Annotated in this window: 13 protein-coding genes; 6 read left to right on the top strand and 7 right to left on the bottom strand. The window is 75.0% G+C overall.

The window, feature by feature from the left end:
- Window positions 1-16: 16 nt before the first annotated feature.
- From ABZ793_RS02400 to ABZ793_RS02390, 3 genes are read left to right on the top strand one after another with little or no spacing between them, the layout of a single operon-like run.
- Window positions 17-2425 carry a nitrate- and nitrite sensing domain-containing protein gene (locus ABZ793_RS02400; RefSeq protein WP_357450701.1) on the top strand — a complete coding sequence of 803 codons (2409 nt, stop codon included), beginning with the start codon at window positions 17-19 and terminating at the stop codon, window positions 2423-2425.
- Entirely contained in the window at window positions 2422-2814 is a 393-nt protein-coding gene (locus ABZ793_RS02395) for a roadblock/LC7 domain-containing protein (protein WP_357450697.1), read from the top strand. The genes ABZ793_RS02400 and ABZ793_RS02395 overlap by 4 nt, the downstream gene beginning before the upstream one ends.
- A complete protein-coding gene (locus ABZ793_RS02390; protein WP_357450694.1) occupies window positions 2811-3779 on the top strand; it encodes a TAXI family TRAP transporter solute-binding subunit in 969 nt (322 codons plus the stop codon). Before ABZ793_RS02395 ends, ABZ793_RS02390 begins: the two co-directional genes overlap by 4 nt.
- 10 nt (window positions 3780-3789) lie before the next feature.
- Here the strand turns inward: ABZ793_RS02390 and ABZ793_RS02385 are convergent, their stop codons facing one another.
- The 6 genes from ABZ793_RS02385 to ABZ793_RS02360 form a co-directional block, all read right to left on the bottom strand.
- The gene (locus ABZ793_RS02385; RefSeq protein ID WP_357450691.1) at window positions 3790-4326 is read right to left on the bottom strand and encodes a hypothetical protein; all 537 of its coding nucleotides are present in this window, start codon (window positions 4324-4326) and stop codon (window positions 3790-3792) included.
- Window positions 4327-6219, bottom strand: coding sequence for a DNA primase (gene dnaG / locus ABZ793_RS02380; RefSeq protein ID WP_357450688.1), 1893 nt, complete (start codon window positions 6217-6219; stop codon window positions 4327-4329).
- A 114-nt stretch (window positions 6220-6333) separates the two neighbouring features.
- Complete coding sequence (locus ABZ793_RS02375; RefSeq protein ID WP_357451452.1) at window positions 6334-7971, bottom strand: BCCT family transporter; 1638 nt, start codon at window positions 7969-7971, stop codon at window positions 6334-6336.
- 89 nt (window positions 7972-8060) lie between these two features.
- A complete protein-coding gene (locus ABZ793_RS02370) occupies window positions 8061-8897 on the bottom strand; it encodes a siderophore-interacting protein (protein ID WP_357450684.1) in 837 nt (278 codons plus the stop codon).
- Between the two features lie 10 nt (window positions 8898-8907).
- Window positions 8908-10257, bottom strand: coding sequence for a deoxyguanosinetriphosphate triphosphohydrolase (locus ABZ793_RS02365; RefSeq protein ID WP_357450682.1), 1350 nt, complete (start codon window positions 10255-10257; stop codon window positions 8908-8910).
- Window positions 10247-10600, bottom strand: a complete 354-nt coding sequence (locus tag ABZ793_RS02360; RefSeq protein ID WP_350712273.1) for a VOC family protein — start codon at window positions 10598-10600, stop codon at window positions 10247-10249. The genes ABZ793_RS02365 and ABZ793_RS02360 overlap by 11 nt, the downstream gene beginning before the upstream one ends.
- A gap of 194 nt (window positions 10601-10794) precedes the next feature.
- Between ABZ793_RS02360 and ABZ793_RS02355 the strand changes: the two genes are divergently transcribed.
- Window positions 10795-11280, top strand: coding sequence for a roadblock/LC7 domain-containing protein (locus ABZ793_RS02355; protein ID WP_357450678.1), 486 nt, complete (start codon window positions 10795-10797; stop codon window positions 11278-11280).
- 99 nt (window positions 11281-11379) lie between these two features.
- Here the strand turns inward: ABZ793_RS02355 and ppdK are convergent, their stop codons facing one another.
- Entirely contained in the window at window positions 11380-14115 is a 2736-nt protein-coding gene (ppdK, locus tag ABZ793_RS02350; RefSeq protein ID WP_357450675.1) for a pyruvate, phosphate dikinase, read from the bottom strand.
- 396 nt (window positions 14116-14511) lie between these two features.
- Between ppdK and ABZ793_RS02345 the strand changes: the two genes are divergently transcribed.
- Window positions 14512-16158 (top strand): beta-N-acetylhexosaminidase, encoded by a 1647-nt coding sequence (locus tag ABZ793_RS02345; protein ID WP_357451449.1) that lies wholly within the window; start codon window positions 14512-14514, stop codon window positions 16156-16158.
- A gap of 449 nt (window positions 16159-16607) precedes the next feature.
- A partial coding sequence (locus tag ABZ793_RS02340; RefSeq protein WP_357450672.1) for a C39 family peptidase occupies window positions 16608-16879 on the top strand: 272 nt, incomplete at its 3' end.

The raw sequence follows: 16879 nt of genomic DNA, 5'->3' as shown, positions 1-16879 counted from the left end.
ACCCCGGAGAGCCCGCGTGTCGCTTCCCGACCCCGCCCGCGTGCGCCGGCACCACCGGCCCACCGACCACACCGACCGGCTGTGGTCGGTACGCACCCAGCTGCTCGCGCCGATCCTGGTGGCCACGGTCGGTCTGGTGGTGCTGGGGGCCACCCAGACCGCCACCGCGCTGGACGCCTCCGCCGACGCGGACCGCGCCCGGGTGCTCGCCGGCACCGCGACGGCCACCGTGCGCCTGGTGCACGAGCTGGAGCGGGAACTCGGCGAGACGGCGGCCCTGCGCCAGCGGGGCGGCTCGACCGGCCGTCCCCTCGTCGAGGCGCAGCGGCGGCGGGTCGACACCTCCGTGGAGCGTTACCGCGGTGCCAGCCGGGACGCCCGCCGGGCCGCCCCGGACCTCGGCCAGGTGCTCGACGGCGCCGACGCGCAGCTCGGCCAGCTCGCCCCGGCCCGCCAGGCCGCGCTCAACGCCACCACCGCCGACCCGACCTACCTGGCGCTGGTCGAGTCGCTGCTCGCCGTCGCCGACGCGCTGCCGGCCCAGGTCCGCGACCGGGACCTGGCCAACGGGGCCCGGGAGGTGGCGGCGGTGGCCGCCCAGGAACACCTCGCCGCCCTGGAACGCGACCTGCTCCGCACCGTCTTCGTGCGGGGCGCGCTGGCGGACGGGGAACTGGTCCGCCTCGGCCAGTTGCGCGGCGCGCAGGAGCAGCGCCAGGCCGAGTTCTCCCGGATCGCCGGCGGGCGGTCGACGGCCGCGTACGCCCGGCTGGTGACCGGCACCGACGTCTCCACGGCGCGGCGGATGCGGGACAGCGCGCTCAACGCGGAGACCGAACCGGGCGGGCTGCGGACCGACGGCGACGCCTGGTACGTGGCCCAGAGCGGCGCCATCCGCCGGTACAACCTGCTCGGCCGGGAGCTGTCCGAGGAACTCGACCGCCAGGCCGCCGGCCTGGCCCGGGACGCGCGGCGGCGGGCCCTGGTCACCGGCGGCGCGACCACCGCCGTCGCGCTGGCGTCGCTGACCGCCGCCGCGCTGCTCGCCGTGCGCACCAGCCGCCGGCTGCGCCGGCTGCGGGTCGCGGCGCTCACCATGGCCCACCGGGAGCTGCCGGAGCGGATCACCGCGATCGCGGCCGGCGACGGTACGCAGACCGAGGGCGCGGCCACCCGGCTCACGGCCGGCATCCGGCAGGGCCGGGACGAGGTCGCCCAGGTCGCCCAGGCGTTCGACACGGTGAACCGGGCCGCGCTGCGGCTGGCCGGCGAGCAGGCCGAGCTGCGGATGGACGTGACCCGGATGGTCGAGGCGCTGGCCCGGCGGATCCGCACCCTGATCACCCGGCAGCTGCGCCTGCTCGACGAGTTCGAACGCGAGGAGACCGATCCCGACGCCCTGGCCCGGCTCTTCGCGCTGGACCACCTCGCCGCCCGGATGCGGCGCAACGGGGAGAACCTGCTGGTCCTCGCCGGCGGCGAGCCCGGCCGCGCGCACGAGGGCGCCCATCTGCTGGCCGACGTGATCCGGGCGGCGGCCTCGGAGATCGAGGAGTACCCCCGGGTGGAGGTCGACGTGCCCACCGTCGCGGTGCACGGCGACGCCGTCGGCAACCTGGTCCACCTCCTCGCCGAGCTGCTGGAGAACGCCACCGTCTACTCGCCGCCGGACGCGCCGGTGCACGTCGACGGCCGACGCACCATCGACGGGCTCACGCTGCGCGTGCACGACCGGGGCATCGGGATCAGCGACAGCCGGCTCGCCGCGATCAACGAGCGGCTGCGCGTCCCCGCGATGCTCTCCAGCGCCGCCGCCGGCAGCATGGGCCTGCACGTGGTGTCCCACCTGGCGGCCCGGCACGGCGTGCGGGTGCACCTGTACGCCACCGGCGCGGGCACCGTCGCGCAGGTGGACATCCCGGAGTCGGCGCTGACCCGGGTCGAGTCGGTCGCCCCGCGGCCCGCCCCGGAACGGCGTACGCCGGAGCCCACCGCCGCGGCCCCCTGGTTCCGGCCACCGTCCACCCGGGCCGTCCCGCCCGTGTCGACCGGCGCCCGCCCGGGCGAGTCGGGTGACCCGGCCGCCCTGCCCGACATGGCCGGCATCCACCGCGCGCCGACGGTCGCGCTCCCGGTGCTCAGGGCGCGGCCGGCCGGCCCCGCCACCGCGCCGCCCCCGCCGTCCTCCGTTCCCGCGCCGCCCCCGCCGGGCCCGGCGCCGGCCCCCACCACCGGGGTCGGGCTGCCCCGCCGCACCCGGGGCGGCCAACTCCCGGCCGCGCTGCACGACGCCCCCGCGCCGCCGCCGAAGGACGACCTGCTCGACCCCGAGCTGGTGCGCTCCCGGCTGTCCGCGCTCGCCGAGGGCGTCGCCGCCGCGACGCGACGTACCCAGCAGACGACACCCCCCAGGAGAAACCCATGACCCCATCCGCGAGCGCCAGCCTCGACTGGCTGCTGGCCAACTTCGCCGAGCAGGTGCCGGACGTGTCGCATGCCCTCGCCGTCTCCGGCGACGGGCTGCGGCTGGCGGCCTCCCCCGACCTCGCGCCGGACCAGGTGGACCAGCTCGCCGCCGTGATCAGCGGCCTGGCCAGCCTGACCGTCGGCGCCGCGCGGCTGATGTCCGCCGGCCGGGTACGCCAGCAGATCGTCGACATGGACGGCGGGGTGATGCTGGTGATGGCGGTGGGCGAGCGCGCGCTCGTCGGGGTGCTGGCCGCGCCCGGCTGCGACCTGGGCCAGATCGGCTACGAGACCGCCATGCTGGTCCAGCGGGTGGCGGAGGCGCTGGAGCCGGCGGTCCGGGCGTGACCGGACGGCCCCGACGGCTGCTGGCGGCCATGCTGGCGGCCCTGCTCGCCGCCGGCTGCGGCACGTCCGAGGCCGGGCCGCAGCCCTGGCACGGCGGTCGCATCTTCCTCGCCACCGGCAACACCACCGGCGTCTACTACCAGCTCGGCGGCGGCTACGCGGACGTGATCAGCCGCCACCTGCCCGGCTACGAGGCCCGGGCCGAGCCGACCGGGGCGTCGGTGGAGAACATCAACCGGCTGGCCAGCGGCGACATGGAGATCGCGTTCAGCCTCGCCGACACGGCCGCGGACGCGGTGCAGGGGCGCGGGGCCTTCGAGGGCCAGCCCCAGCCCGTCCGGGCGCTGGCCCGGGTCTACAGCAACTACACCCACGTGATCGTCCGGGCCGACGCGAAGATCACCGCCCTGTCGGGGCTGCGCGGCAAGCGGGTCTCCACCGGCTCCCCGAAGTCCGGCACCGACATCATCGCCGGGCGCCTGCTGACGGCCGCCGGCCTCGACCCGGACCGCGACGTCCGCCGGGCCACGCTGTCCCTGCCGGAGACGGTCAAGCGGATGCGGGCCGGCACGCTCGACGCGATGTTCTTCTCCGGCGGCCTGCCCACGCCGGGCATCGCCGACCTGCTCTCCAGCGCCCCGGGGAGGTTCGCGCTGCTGCCGATCGCCGACCTCATCGAGCCGCTCGGCGCCCGGCACGGCTCGGTCTACACGACCGCCGAGCTGCCGAAGGAGGTCTACGGCACGACGAGCGCCACGCCGACCGTCACGGTGGCGAACGTGATCCTGGTCGGCGCCGACATGCCCGACCAGTTGGCGTACGACCTGACCCGGCTGCTCTTCACCTACCAGGCCGACCTGGTCGGCGTGCACCCGGAGGGCGGCAACTTCACCCAGCAGAGCGCCGCCGGCACCGACCCGATCCCGTTGCACCCGGGGGCCGCCCGCTTCTACCGGGGCGGGTGACCGACGTCGGTCAGGCGTCCGCCGGGGTGGTGGCGGCGCGGGCGGCGGCGACGAGGCGGTCGGTCTCGGCGAGCACGTCGGGGTCGTCCGCCGGGGTGCCGGGATCGAGGCGGACCGTCCAGGTGAGGCCGTCCACGCCCGGCGCCCGCCGCGCGGCGACCCGGCCGGCGCCGCCGGGCACCGGGTGGTGCCGGGTGTACGCCACCGAGCGGGTGACCCGCTCCCGCACCTGGTGGGGCAACTCGCCGGGGTCGAGCAGCAGGTAGGTCTCGGCCGGGCAGTCCGCCACCACCAGGTAGCCGTCGCGCTCGGCGACCCGCTCGGCCGGCGTGACGGTGAGCTCCCGGCCGGACCAGACCGCCTTGAGGATGTCGTGCCAGCCCAGCCGGTGCGCCCGGCCGGGCAGCCAGAGCCCGAGGTTGCTGGCCACCACCACGCCGTCGCCCTCGCCGTTGCCGGCCGCGGCCCAGGCGAGCACCCGCTCGTCGGGGGCCAGCGGCGGCCGGGCGGCCGTCGGCAGCTTCGGCCTGCGGCGGAACAGTCCCATCTACAGCCCTCCCGCGGCCTGCTCGCGCAATGCCCGGGCGTGCTGCTCCAGCGAGAGCAGCTCGCCGAAGGCGGCGAAGTACTCGTCCTTGTTGTTGACCGGGTTGATCCGCTGGATCCGGGACTTCAGGTCCCTGATCCGGCCGGTCACCGAGCCCCACTGCAACCGGGCGATCGTGACCGACACGTAGCGCGGGTCGGGGTCGCCGTCGATGCGCAGCGGCTCCACGGCCAGCTCGCCGACGAGCGCCCGGGCCGCGAGGTCCTCGCAGGCGTCGCGGACGGACTCGATCCAGACCGCGCCGCCGGTCGCCGTGGCGGCCCCGCCGACGGCCGCGACGGCCGCCCGCACCGACACGTGCACGGGGTGGCGGTACTCCGACGCCTCGACCGCGTCGAACATCGGCCCGGCCAGCACCGGCTCCTGGAGCGCGAGCTTCAGCGCCTCCCGCTCGACCATCGACTGCGGGTTGTCGACGACCGGCTCGGCCGGGGCGGGGCGGGCCGGCGGCGGGGTGTCCCGACCGGGCGGGGCGGACGCGGCGGCCAGCACGGCCCGCTGCACCGGCTCGATCTCCATACCGAGGTCGCCGGCGAGCTTGCGGACGTACTCCGGGCGCTTCTCCCGGTCCTTGATCTTGGCCACCAGCGGCGCGGCCCGGCGCATCGCCTCCACCCGGCCGTCGACGGTGTCGAGGTCGTACCGGCTGATGACGTGCCGCAGCGCGAAGTCGACCAGCGGCTCGCGGCGGGCGACCAGGTCGCGGACCGCCATGTCGCCCTTGGCCAGGCGCAGGTCGCACGGGTCCATGTTGTCGGGGCTGACCGCGATGAAGGTACGCCCGACGAAACGCTGGTCGTCCTCGAAGGCCCGCAGCGCGGCCTTCTGGCCGGCGGCGTCCCCGTCGAAGGTGAAGATGACCTCGCCGGCCCGTTCGTCGCTGTCGAAGAGCACCCGGCGCAGCACGCCGATGTGGTCCGCGCCGAACGCCGTGCCGCAGGTCGCCACCGCTGTCGGGACGTCCGCCAGGTGGCAGGCCATCACGTCGGTGTAGCCCTCGACCACGACCACCTTGCCCTGCTTGGCGATCTCCCGCTTGGCCTGGTCGATGCCGTAGAGGACGTGCGACTTCTTGTAGATCGGCGTCTCGGGGGTGTTGAGGTACTTCGGGCCGTCGTCGTCCTCGAAGAGCTTGCGGGCGCCGAAGCCGATGACGTCGCCGGTGATGTCGCGGATCGGCCACATCAGCCGCCGCCGGAACCGGTCGATCAGCGTGCCGGAGCGCGACGGCCGGGACAACCCGCCGGTGACCAGCTCGTCGTGGGTGAAGCCCTGCTGGCGCAGGTGCTTGGTGAGCAGGTCCCACGCGTCCGGGGCGAACCCGCAGCCGTAGCGCTCGGCGGCGGCCCGGTCGAAGCCGCGGCGGGCCAGGAACTCCCGGGCCGGGCGCGCGCCGGCCGTGGTGAGCTGGGCGCGGTAGAACTCCACGGCGGCGGCGTGCGCGGCGACGAGGCGCTGGCGCTGCCCCTGCTGCGGGCGTGGCCGCGGCGCGGCGGAGTCGCCCTCGACGTAGCGCAGCTGGATCCCGGCCCGGGCGGCGAGCCGCTCCACCGACTCGACGAAGCTGAGATGCTCCGCGTCCATCAGGAACTTGATCGCGTCGCCGCCGGCGCCGCAGCCGAAGCAGTACCAGACGTTGCGGGCGGGCGAGACGTTGAACGAGGGGCTCTTCTCGTCGTGGAACGGGCACAGCCCCTTGAGGTTGCCGCCGCCGGCCGACTTCAGGGTCACCGTCTCCGAGATGACGTCGGCGATCGAGCTGCGCTCCCGGACCAGCGCGATGTCCTCGTCCCGGATCCGCCCAGCCATGTCCGCCACCCCCTCGCCGTACATCCTGCCCTGCCCGACCGGCGGCGCGCCGCCGGGGGACACCGGGCGTGGCGACCACCGCCGCCACCTCGGCGGTTCCGCCGGCGCGACCGGTCACCCCGGGGCGGGCCGCGCCGGTCACCGCGGCCGGCGCCGCAGGTAGCGCCGCACCGGCGGCGGGTTCTCCTCCTCGTACGACCGGGCGGCGCGGATCGCCGCGGCCAGGCCGTAGCGGCGGGCCCGGGGCGGCGGGTTGACCGCCGGGTCCAGGGCCATGTCCCGGACCAGCGCGACGGCCAGGCCGAGCATGACCACCACGAACGGCAGCGCGACCAGGATGGTCGCCTGTTGCAGCGCGTCCAGCCCGCCGACCAGCAGCAGCACCGCGGCCACCGCGCCGATCAGCACGCCCCAGACCACGACCAGCGCGCGGTGCGGGCGCAACGCGCCCCGGGAGGTCAGCGAGCCGAGCACCAGCGCGGCGGAGTCGGCGCCGGTGACGAAGAAGAGCGCGACCAGCACCATCGCCAGCAGGGTGGTCAGGCCCGCCAGGGGCAGGGCCCCGAGCAGGCCGAAGAGCGCCCGCTCGGTGCCCGCGCCGACGTCGGCGACCAGGTCCCGGGTGCCGGTGGCCTGCACCCGCAGGGCGCTGCCGCCCATCACCGCGAACCAGACCACGCTGGCCCCGCTGGGCACCAGCAGCACGCCGACGACGAACTGCCGGACGGTGCGGCCCCGGGATATCCGGGCGATGAAGATGCCGACGAACGGGGCCCAGGAGATCCACCACGCCCAGTAGAAGATCGTCCAGGAGCCCAGCCAGGCCGGGTCGGAGAACGCGCCGGTACGGGTGGACATGGTGATCAGGTGGCTGAGGTAGTCGCCGACCGACGCGGGCAGCACCTCCAGCGCGTAGATGGTCGGGCCGGCCACGAACACGAAGACCATCAGCGCGACGGCGAGCACCACGTTGGTGGTGGACAGCCACTTGATGCCCTTGTGCAGGCCGGAGAAGGCGGAGACGACGAAGGCCAGGGTGAGGGCGGCGATCACCACCAACTCGACCGCCGTGCTGTCCGGCACGGGGGTGACCAGATCCAGCCCGGCGGCGACCTGGAGGGCGCCGAGGCCGAGGCTGGTGGCCGAGCCGAAGACGGTGGCGAAGACGGCCAGCAGGTCGATCGCCCGGCCCACCGGGCCGTCCACCCGCGCGCCGAGCAGCGGCTGGAAGGCCGCCGAGATGCGGTTCTCCCGCCCCTTGCGGAACGTCGAGTACGCCAGCGCGAGCGCCACCACCGCGTAGATCGCCCACGGGTGCAGCGTCCAGTGGAAGAGCGTGTACTGCATCGCCACCGACCCGGCCGCCCCGGTGTTCGGCGCGACGCCGCTGGCCGGGGGCGGCGCGGCGTAGTGCTCGATCGGCTCGGCGACGGCGTAGAAGACCAGGCCGATCCCCATGCCGGTGCTGAACATCATCGAGACCCAGGCGAGGGTGCTGAACTCCGGTTCGTCCTCGTCGGCGCCGAGCCGGATCCGGCCGAACTTCGTCGCGGCGATGACCACCGAGAGCACCAGGAAGGCGTCGGCGGCCACCACGAAGAACCAACCGAAGGTGCTGATCACCCAGCCCAGGCCGGACTCGCCGAAGCCGGCCAGGGACCCCCGGCCCAGCACGCCCCAGGCCACCACTGCCAGCACGCCGCCGACGCTGAGCGCCAGCACCACCGGGTCGACCCGGCCCACGGCCTGCGGCCGGTCCCGCACCTGCTCGCCCATGGTCACCCCCCGCCCATCCTGCTGGGCACGGGGGCGACACACGGCGATATCGGGCGAACGCCCGCTCCCGGGGTGCCCGGGAGGGCCGCTCAGGCGGGGACGGCGGCGGACTCCTCGGCCTCGACCTGACGGTTCCAGTCGGGCTTGCTGGCGCGCCAGCCCTCGTCGTCCATGCCACGGCGCCAGTAGCCGGAGATGGAGAGCCGGTCGCGGGGGACGCCACGCTCGACGCGGAGCAGGCGGCGCAGCTCCTTCACGAAGGTCGCCTCGCCGTGGACGAAGGCGTGCACCTCGCCGGGCGGGAACTCCAGGTCGCGGACCGCCGCGACCAGGGCCTCCCCGACCGGGCGCCCGCCCCGGTGCAGCCAGGTCAGGCGCACCGCGCCCGGGCTGGCCAGCCGCTGCTCCTCGGCCGGGTCGGCGACCTCGACGAACACGACGGCCGGGGCGTCGGCCGGCAGCCGCTCCAGGGCGGCGGCGATCGCCGGCAGCGCGCTCTCGTCGCCGACCAGCAGGTGCCAGTCGGCGTCCGGGCTCGGGGCGTACGCGCCGCCGGGGCCGACGAAGTGCACCGGGTCGCCGGGGCGCAGCGCGGCCGCCCACGGCCCGGCGAGCCCCTCGTCGCCGTGGTGCACGACGTCGACGGTCAGCTCCCCGGCCAGCGCGTCCCAGGCCCGCACCGTGTACGCCCGCAGCCGGGGCCACTGCTCCCGGGGCAGGTCACGGCGGATCGCGGCGAGGTCCATCGGGCTCGGGTGGTCGACCCCCGGCACCGGGAACACGATCTTGATGTAGTGGTCGGTGAACTCGCCCACCGGCAGGCCGGTCAACTCCTCCCCGCCGAGCACGAGCCGGATCAGGTGGGGGGTGGGCCGCTCGGTGCGCAGTACCCGGGCGGACGTGACCTTCTTCGGGCGCTCCGTCATGCTGGTTAGGCTAACCTAAGTACGTCGGATCGCCCATTCCCGCCCCTCCGCCGGCCGCACCCCGGGCGCGCCCGGGGCCGGACGCCAGCCGCGCGTGCCAGACCACGGCCGCCGGATCGGTCAGCGAGGCGACCTGGTCGATCACCACCCGGAGCCGGGCGGCGTCGTCCGGCGCGGCCCGCCAGAGCGGGGCGAAGACCGGGTCCAGCGCGTCCGGCGCCCGGCCGGCCAGGGCGTGCACCAGGTCGGCCAGCACCTCCCGCTGCCGCCGGTAGCGGCCCTCGGCGCCGGGGCGGCGCATCACGTACCGCAGGGCGATGCCCTTGAGCAGCGCGCACCGCGCCCGGATCCGCCGGGGCACCACCAGATCGGCCGCGTACCGGCGGTGCGGGCCGGGACCGTACCGCTCCTCGGTGGCCGCCACGACGGTCGAGACGAACCGGCCGGTCAGCACGCTGGTGGTCGCCTTGAGCGCGGCCAGCGCGCGGTGGCTGCCGTCGTAGCCGGCCAGCGGGGCGAGCACGGGGTCGTCGAGCAGTTCCCGCAGCACCTCGTCGAGGTCGGCCGGGGACTCGCCGGAGTAGGTGGCCGCGACGTCGGCGCAGAGCGCGGCCCGCTCGTCGGGGTCGTCCAGCAGCGGGCGCAGCGTCACGTACCCGCCGTGGATGCCGTCCTCGACGTCGTGCACCGAGTACGCGACGTCGTCGGCCCAGTCCATCACCTGCGCCTCCAGGCAACGCCGCGCGCCGGTCGCCGCGGCGCCGTCGCCGGACGCGGGCGGGCCGGGCGGGGCGCCGGCCCGGAGCCAGGCGAAGACGGGCAGGTCGTCGGCGTACGCCCCGAACTTCCGCCGACCCGGACGGCGGGGCCACGGATACTTGCTGACCGCGTCGAGCGAGGCGCGGGTCAGGTTCAGGCCGGCGGACGTGCCGTCCGGGGCGACCACCTTCGCCTCCAGCCGGGTCAGCACCCGCAGCGTCTGTGCGTTGCCCTCGAAGCCGCCGCACCCGGCGGCCAGCGCGTCCAGCGCGTCCTCGCCGTTGTGCCCGAACGGCGGGTGCCCCAGGTCGTGGGCGAGCCCGGCGGTGTCCACCACGTCCGGGTCGCAGCCCAGCCGGGCGCCCATCTCCCGGGCGATCTGCGCGACCTCCAGCGAGTGGGTCAGCCGGGTCCGCAGGAAGTCGTCGGTGCCGGCCGTGTGCACCTGGGTCTTCGCGGCGAGCCGCCGGAACGCCGCCGAGTGCAGCACCCGGGCCCGGTCCCGCTCGTACGCCGACCGCCCGTACCCGGTGTCCTTCGGCGGTTCGCCGACCCAGCGGGCCGTGTCCGGGTCGTCCGGCCCGGGACGCTCAGTCCGCACGCTGCCGCAGCACGCAGAACTCGTTGCCCTCCGGGTCGGCGAGCACGGTCCACCCGACGTCGCCCTGCCCGACGTCGACGTGCCGGGCGCCCATGTCGACCAGCCGCTCGACCTCAGCCTCCTGGTCGTCGGGGCGCAGGTCGAGGTGCAGCCGGTTCTTGGTCTCCTTCTCGTCGGCGGCCGGCACGAAGACGATGCCGGGCAGCCGGTCGGCGGACCGGCGGATCTCCACCTCGTCTGGCTTCTCGGCGACCACCTGGTAGCCGAGTGCCTCGGCCCACCAGCGGGCGAGCCGGGCCGGGTCCCGGGCGTCGACGGTCAGGCTCTCCCAGGCGCTGCTCATGCCGATCAGGTTACGCCCGGACGGCCCGAACGGCTCGCCGCTGGCGCGCGGGGGACGGGCCCGCAACCTCCGTTCAGACGAGAGTTGTCGGCCGATCGCCGACCGTTACGGGACCCCGGTCCGGCATGGCCGGCGGTAGCGTGCCCGGAGCGGAACGTGACCAGACTGAGGGCCCGACGGTGGGAGTGACACCCGTGGACGCGGACACGATGATGGGAACGGAGTTGCAGGGGTTGCGCCGACGCCGCCCCGAGGTGGCGGGCACGGTGCTGGCCGGCACCGACGGCCTGCTGATCTCCAGCGACCTGCCGGCGACGGACGCCACACACCTGGCGGCGCTCGCGGCGGCGAGTTTCGGCCTCGGCCACCGGGTGGCCGACACCGTGCGGCACGGGGAGTTCCGGGAGTCGGTGCTCCGCACCGCGTCCGGCGCGGTGGTCACCTACCCGGCCGGGCGCAACGCCCTGCTGACGCTGGTCGCCGACGGCGCCGCCGACCTGGAGGCGCTGCACGCCGACGCCCGGGCGGTGGCCCGGCGCACCGGCTCGGTGCTGGACACCCGCCGGCCGGTCGGGGTGACGCCGATGCCGGAGGCGCACGCCCCGCTCGCGGCCCGCACCTCCAGGGGCGCCCTGCCCCGGCGCGTCACCCACCACACCTGGCGCCGCCCGCCGATCTGAGCCCTGCGGGAGTCGACCGACGATGCGGTCGCGCCCGCACGGCAGCGGCGGCGGATCCGCTCCCCCGGTTCCGCCGCCGGTCTGCCGAACGTCCCCGCGTCAGCGGCTGTCGGAGCCGTCCGTCTCCACCGCCGCGCGGCCGGCCTCCAGCCGGGCGACGGGCACCCGGAAGGGCGAGCAGGACACGTAGTCCAGGCCCACCTCGTGGAAGAAGTGCACCGAGTCCGGGTCGCCGCCGTGCTCGCCGCAGACGCCGAGCTTCAGCTCCGGCCGGGCCGCCCGGCCCTCCTCCGCGGCGATCCGGACCAGCCGGCCCACGCCGTCCCGGTCAATCGACTCGAACGGCGAGATGCCGAAGATGCCCAGCTCCAGGTAGCGCCAGAAGAACGCGCCCTCCACGTCGTCCCGGGAGAAGCCCCAGCCCATCTGGGTCAGGTCGTTGGTGCCGAAGGAGAAGAACTGCGCCGCCTCGGCGATCTGGCCGGCGGTCAGCGCCGCCCGGGGCACCTCGATCATCGTGCCGATCAGCACCTCGACCGGCTGCTCCCGGGTCACCTCGGCGATGATCCGCTCGGCCTCGGCGCGGACCGTCTCCAGCTCCTGCACCGCCCCGACCAGCGGCACCATGATCTCCGGGCGCGGCGTCACGCCGCTCTTCGCGCACTCGACCGCGGCCTCCACGATCGCCCGGACCTGCATCGCGAACAGGCCGGGGATGACCAGGCCGAGGCGTACGCCGCGCAGGCCCAGCATCGGGTTCTGCTCGTGCATGCGGCGGACGGCGGCGAGCAGCGCCTCCTCCTGCGCCACGTCCTCGCCGCGCTCCTGGGCGACCGCCACGTTGACCGCGAGCTGCTCCAGCGGGGGCAGGAACTCGTGCAGCGGCGGGTCGATCAGCCGGACGGTGACCGGCAGCCCGTCCATCTCCCGGAAGATCTCCACGAAGTCGGCCCGCTGCAACGGCAGCAGCGCGCCCAGCGCGGCTTCCCGCTCCTTCTCGTCGCGGGCCAGGATCAGTCGCTCGACCAGCTCGCGCCGGTCGCCGAGGAACATGTGCTCCGTGCGGCAGAGCCCGATGCCCTGCGCACCGAAGCGCCGGGCCCGGGCGGCGTCCGCGGCGGTGTCGGCGTTCGTCCGGACGGCCAGCCGGCGCGCGGCGTCGGCGTGCGACATGATCCGGTGTACGGCCTTGACCAGCGCGTCGTCGGCCTGTTCCGGGTCGAGCTCACCCTCGAAGTACTGCACCACCTCGGAGGGCATGACCGGCACCTCGCCGAGGTAGACCTTGCCGGTGGTGCCGTCGATGCTGACGACGTCGCCCTCGGTGACGGTCTGCCCGGCGACCGTGAACTTCCGCTGCGGGATGTTGATGTCCAGCTCGTCCGCGCCGGAGACGCAGGTCTTGCCCATGCCCCGGGCCACCACGGCGGCGTGGCTGGTCTTGCCGCCCCGCGAGGTGAGGATGCCCTTGGCGGCGATCATGCCGTTCAGGTCGTCGGGGTTGGTCTCCCGGCGGACCAGGATCACGTCCTCTCCCTCGGCGGCCAGCTCGACCGCGCGGGCGGAGGTGAAGACGACCTTGCCCACCGCCGCGCCCGGGGAGGCGCCGATGCCCTTGGCGACCGGCTGGAACTCGTGGTCGAGCTGGAAGCGCGGGAACATCAGCTGGGCGAGCTGCGCGCCGTTGACCCGGTGCAGCGCCTCGTCGAGGTCGATCAGGCCCTCGTCGACCAGTTGACCGGCGATGACGAAGGCAGCCGCGGCGGTGCGCTTGCCGACCCGGGTCTGGAGCATCCAGAGCTTGCCGCGCTCGATGGTGAACTCGATGTCGCAGAGGTCCTTGTAGTGGCCCTCCAGCCGGGCCATGTAACTGAGCAGCTCGTCGTAGGACTTCTTGTCGAGCTTCTCCAGCTCCTGCAACGGCACGGTGTTGCGGATGCCGGCGACCACGTCCTCGCCCTGGGCGTTGGCCAGGTAGTCGCCGTAGATGCCCTGGGCGCCGCTGGCGGGGTCGCGGGTGAACGCGACGCCGGTGCCGGAGTCCGAGTCGAGGTTGCCGAAGACCATCGCCACCACGTTGACCGCGGTGCCGAGGTCGGCGGGGATCCGCTCCTGCCGGCGGTACACCACCGCCCGCTCGGCGTTCCACGACTCGAAGACCGCGCGGATGGCCAGGTCGAGCTGCTCGCGCGGCTCCTGCGGGAACTCCCGGCCGGTGTGCTTGAGGAAGATCCTCTTGTACGCGTCGACCAGCCCGCGCAGGTCGTCCGCGTCGAGGTCGAGGTCGTTCCGGGTGCCCTTGGCGCGCTTGGCGTCGTCCAACGCGTGCTCGAACTCCTCGCCCGGCACCTCGCAGACGGTCTTGCCGAACATCTGGATCAGTCGGCGGTACGAGTCCCAGGCGAACCGGTCCGCGCCGCCGGCGGCGGCCTGGTCGCCCGAGCCTCCGGCCTGCCGCGCGAGTCCCTGGACGCTGCGGTCGTTGAGGCCGACGTTGAGGACGGTCTCCATCATGCCCGGCATGGAGAACTTGGCCCCGGAGCGGACGGAGACGAGCAGCGGGTCCTGCGGGTCGCCGAGGCGCTTGCCCATCGCCTGCTCCAGCGACGCCAGGTGCGCGGCGATCTGGTCGGCCAGCCCGTCGGGCTCCTCACCGGTGGCGAGGTACGCCTTGCATGCCTCGGTGGTGATCGTGAAGCCCGGCGGGACCGGCAGGCCGAGGTTGGTCATCTCGGCCAGGTTGGCCCCCTTGCCGCCGAGCAGGTCCTTCAGGTCCTTGTTGCCCTCGGCGAAGTCGTAGACGTACTTGTGTTCCACCGTCTCTTGCGCTGCCACCAGAGCCTCCCACGCGCGCCGGTCCGACACTTAACGAAGGTTCAGTTGCTCCATACCCCGGGGCGGACCACCGGTAATCCCGATGCCATGCCGGCTGGTGGGCGAAGGCTAAGCGAACATCGAGTGGCCCGGGGCCGTTCGGTGACAATAGGCACAGCCATCACGACTATCCGCGTTCGTACCGGTTTTTGGGAACGCTTCCACGCGCACGATCACGCAACTCCGGCCTCCCCCTCGTACTCTTGACGGCACGCATTTCGGTGAACCTCACCTTTGCCATAACAGCCGCGAATACACCCCCGGGGAGCCATCGCCGTGCCATCCGTTCCCACCGCCTCGGAGCCGCTCGACCCGTCCGCCACCGGGCCGGACGACCGGGCGCCCGGGCACCTCGACCTGCCGGCCCACGCGCCCGCCGCCGCCGAGCTGGCCCGGGCGGCGGCCCGGACCGCCGGCGACCTGCTCGCCCCGCCCACCCCGGTCCGGCTGGGCGACGTGGTGCCCGCGCCCGAGCTGGTCGCGCCCGACCCGGCCGCCGACTTCGTCCTCACCGCCGAATCGGCCGTCCGGGTGAGCGCCGACGACGCCGTCCGGGCCGTCGGCGAGCAGCTCGCCGCCCTGCTCCGGCCGGCCACCGGCTACCCGCTGCCGGTCGCCGACGCCGCCCGGCCGGAGCCGGCCGGCGGCATCGCGCTGGCGCTGGTCGACGCCGACGACCTCGGCGCGGAGGGCTACCGGCTCGACGTGACACCCGACGGGGTACGCATCGAGGCCGCCACCCCGGCCGGGCTCTTCTTCGGCACGCAGACGCTGCGGCAGCTCCTGCCGGCGGCGATCGAGAGCCCCACGCCGGTCGCCGAGCGCTGGGCGCTGCCGGGCGGCTCGATCACCGACCGCCCCCGGTTCGCCTACCGGGGGGCGATGCTCGACGTGGCCCGGCACTTCTTCGGCGTGCCGGACGTGCTCCGGGTGATCGACCACCTGGCCCGCTACAAGCTCAACCACCTGCACCTGCACCTCACCGACGACCAGGGCTGGCGGATCGCGGTCGACTCGTGGCCCCGACTGGCCACGGTCGGCGGGGCGTTCGAGGTGGGCGACGGCCCCGGCGGGCACTACACGCGCGACGACTACCGCCGGATCGTGGCCTACGCGGCGCAGCGGCACATCACCGTGGTGCCGGAGATCGACCTGCCGGGGCACACCCACGCGGCACTGACCGCGTACGGGGAACTGGCGCCGGACCGGGTCGCGCCGCCGCCGTACACCGGCACCGAGGTCGGCTTCAGCTACGTCGACCCGGACAGCGAGCGGACGTACGAGTTCGTCGCCGACGTGCTCGGCGAGATCGCCGCGCTCACCCCCGGGCCGTGGCTGCACATCGGCGGCGACGAGGCGTTCAAGGTGCTCCCCGACGCGTACGCCGCGTTCGTCGAGCGCGTCCAGCGGATCGTCGCCGACACCGGCAAGACGGTGGTCGGCTGGCACCAGATCGCGCCCGCCGGGCACGCCGACGGGCGGGTGCTCCAGTGGTGGGGGACGACGGGCGAGGACCCGGTCACCGCGGACGCCGTCCGCCGGGGCGCCCGGCTGATCCTCTCCCCCGGCAACCACGCCTACCTCGACATGAAGTACGCCCCCGACACCCCCATCGGGCACGACTGGGCGGGCCTGATCGACGTCCGCCGGGCGTACGACTGGGATCCCGCCGCCCACGTGGCCGGCGTCCCCGCCGACGCGGTGCTCGGGGTGGAGGCGCCGCTGTGGACCGAGTCGGTCACCTCGCGGGCCGAGGTCGAGTTCATGTTCTTCCCCCGGCTGCCCGCGATCGCCGAGCTGGGCTGGTCCCCGCGGACGGCGCACGACTGGGCCGGGTTCCGCGACCGGCTGGCCGGGCACGGCCCGCGCTGGTCCACCGCCGGCATCGCCTTCCACCCCGCCCCGGAGGTGCCCTGGCCGGCGGAGCAGCCGGCTCCGGCCGCGTCCCCGGCGGCGATCCCCACCCAGCGCGGCCCTGAGGGGGCGTCCGCCCCGTCCGCCTGACGTCGCACGCCCGGCGGGCCCGCCACCGGATTGGTGGCGGACCCGCCGGCGCGGCGGCCCCGACTATGCCCCCACGTCCTGTCGGGCGGCTGTCGACGACCGTTCGGCGACGCCGACGACCTGCGCCGCGTGTCCCGAATGTCCGGTTCGCGCCGCCCGGTATGCCCCGGATGTCGCCGCCACGTGCGGCCCCGTCCCGTGGCCGGCGCCACCCCGGCGGCGGAATCGTCGGCCGGCCAGGGTCGTTGAACATGGCATACCCGCGGCACTCCCCCACGCCGCGGCGGCCCGAACGACCGGCGGAATGCGTCGCCGGCCCGGGTCGTTGAGACACCCCGGACGCCCGAGCAGGCCCCGCCGCCGGAGCGATCCGTTCTGACATCCCCCTTTTGCGGCACGCCGTTCCCCCGTGCGCGCCGCACACCCCCGATCGAAAGGTGCATACGATCATGCGTACCGATCTGATCCGTAAGGCCGCCCTGACCGCTGCCGGCCTCGCCTTCACCGGCGGCGCCATCGCCGGCCCCGTCACCGCCGCCTACGCCGCCCCCACCACCGACAGCAAGCCGGCCGCCGCCACCCAGGACCGCAAGAGCGGCGAGAAGGAACTCGGCGTGCGCTACGAAGCCCAGCCGAACTTCTACTACTGCGGCCCCGCCGCCACCCGCAACGCCCTGAGCGTGCAGGGCAAGGACATCAACGTCGACGCCATGGCCAAGCA

The sequence above is a fragment of the Micromonospora sp. NPDC047465 genome (assembly GCF_040643125.1).
Taxonomy (GTDB): Bacteria; Actinomycetota; Actinomycetes; order Mycobacteriales; family Micromonosporaceae; genus Micromonospora.
The sequence above is the reverse complement of the archived record's forward strand: the minus strand, read 5'-3'. Positions and strand labels throughout refer to the sequence as shown.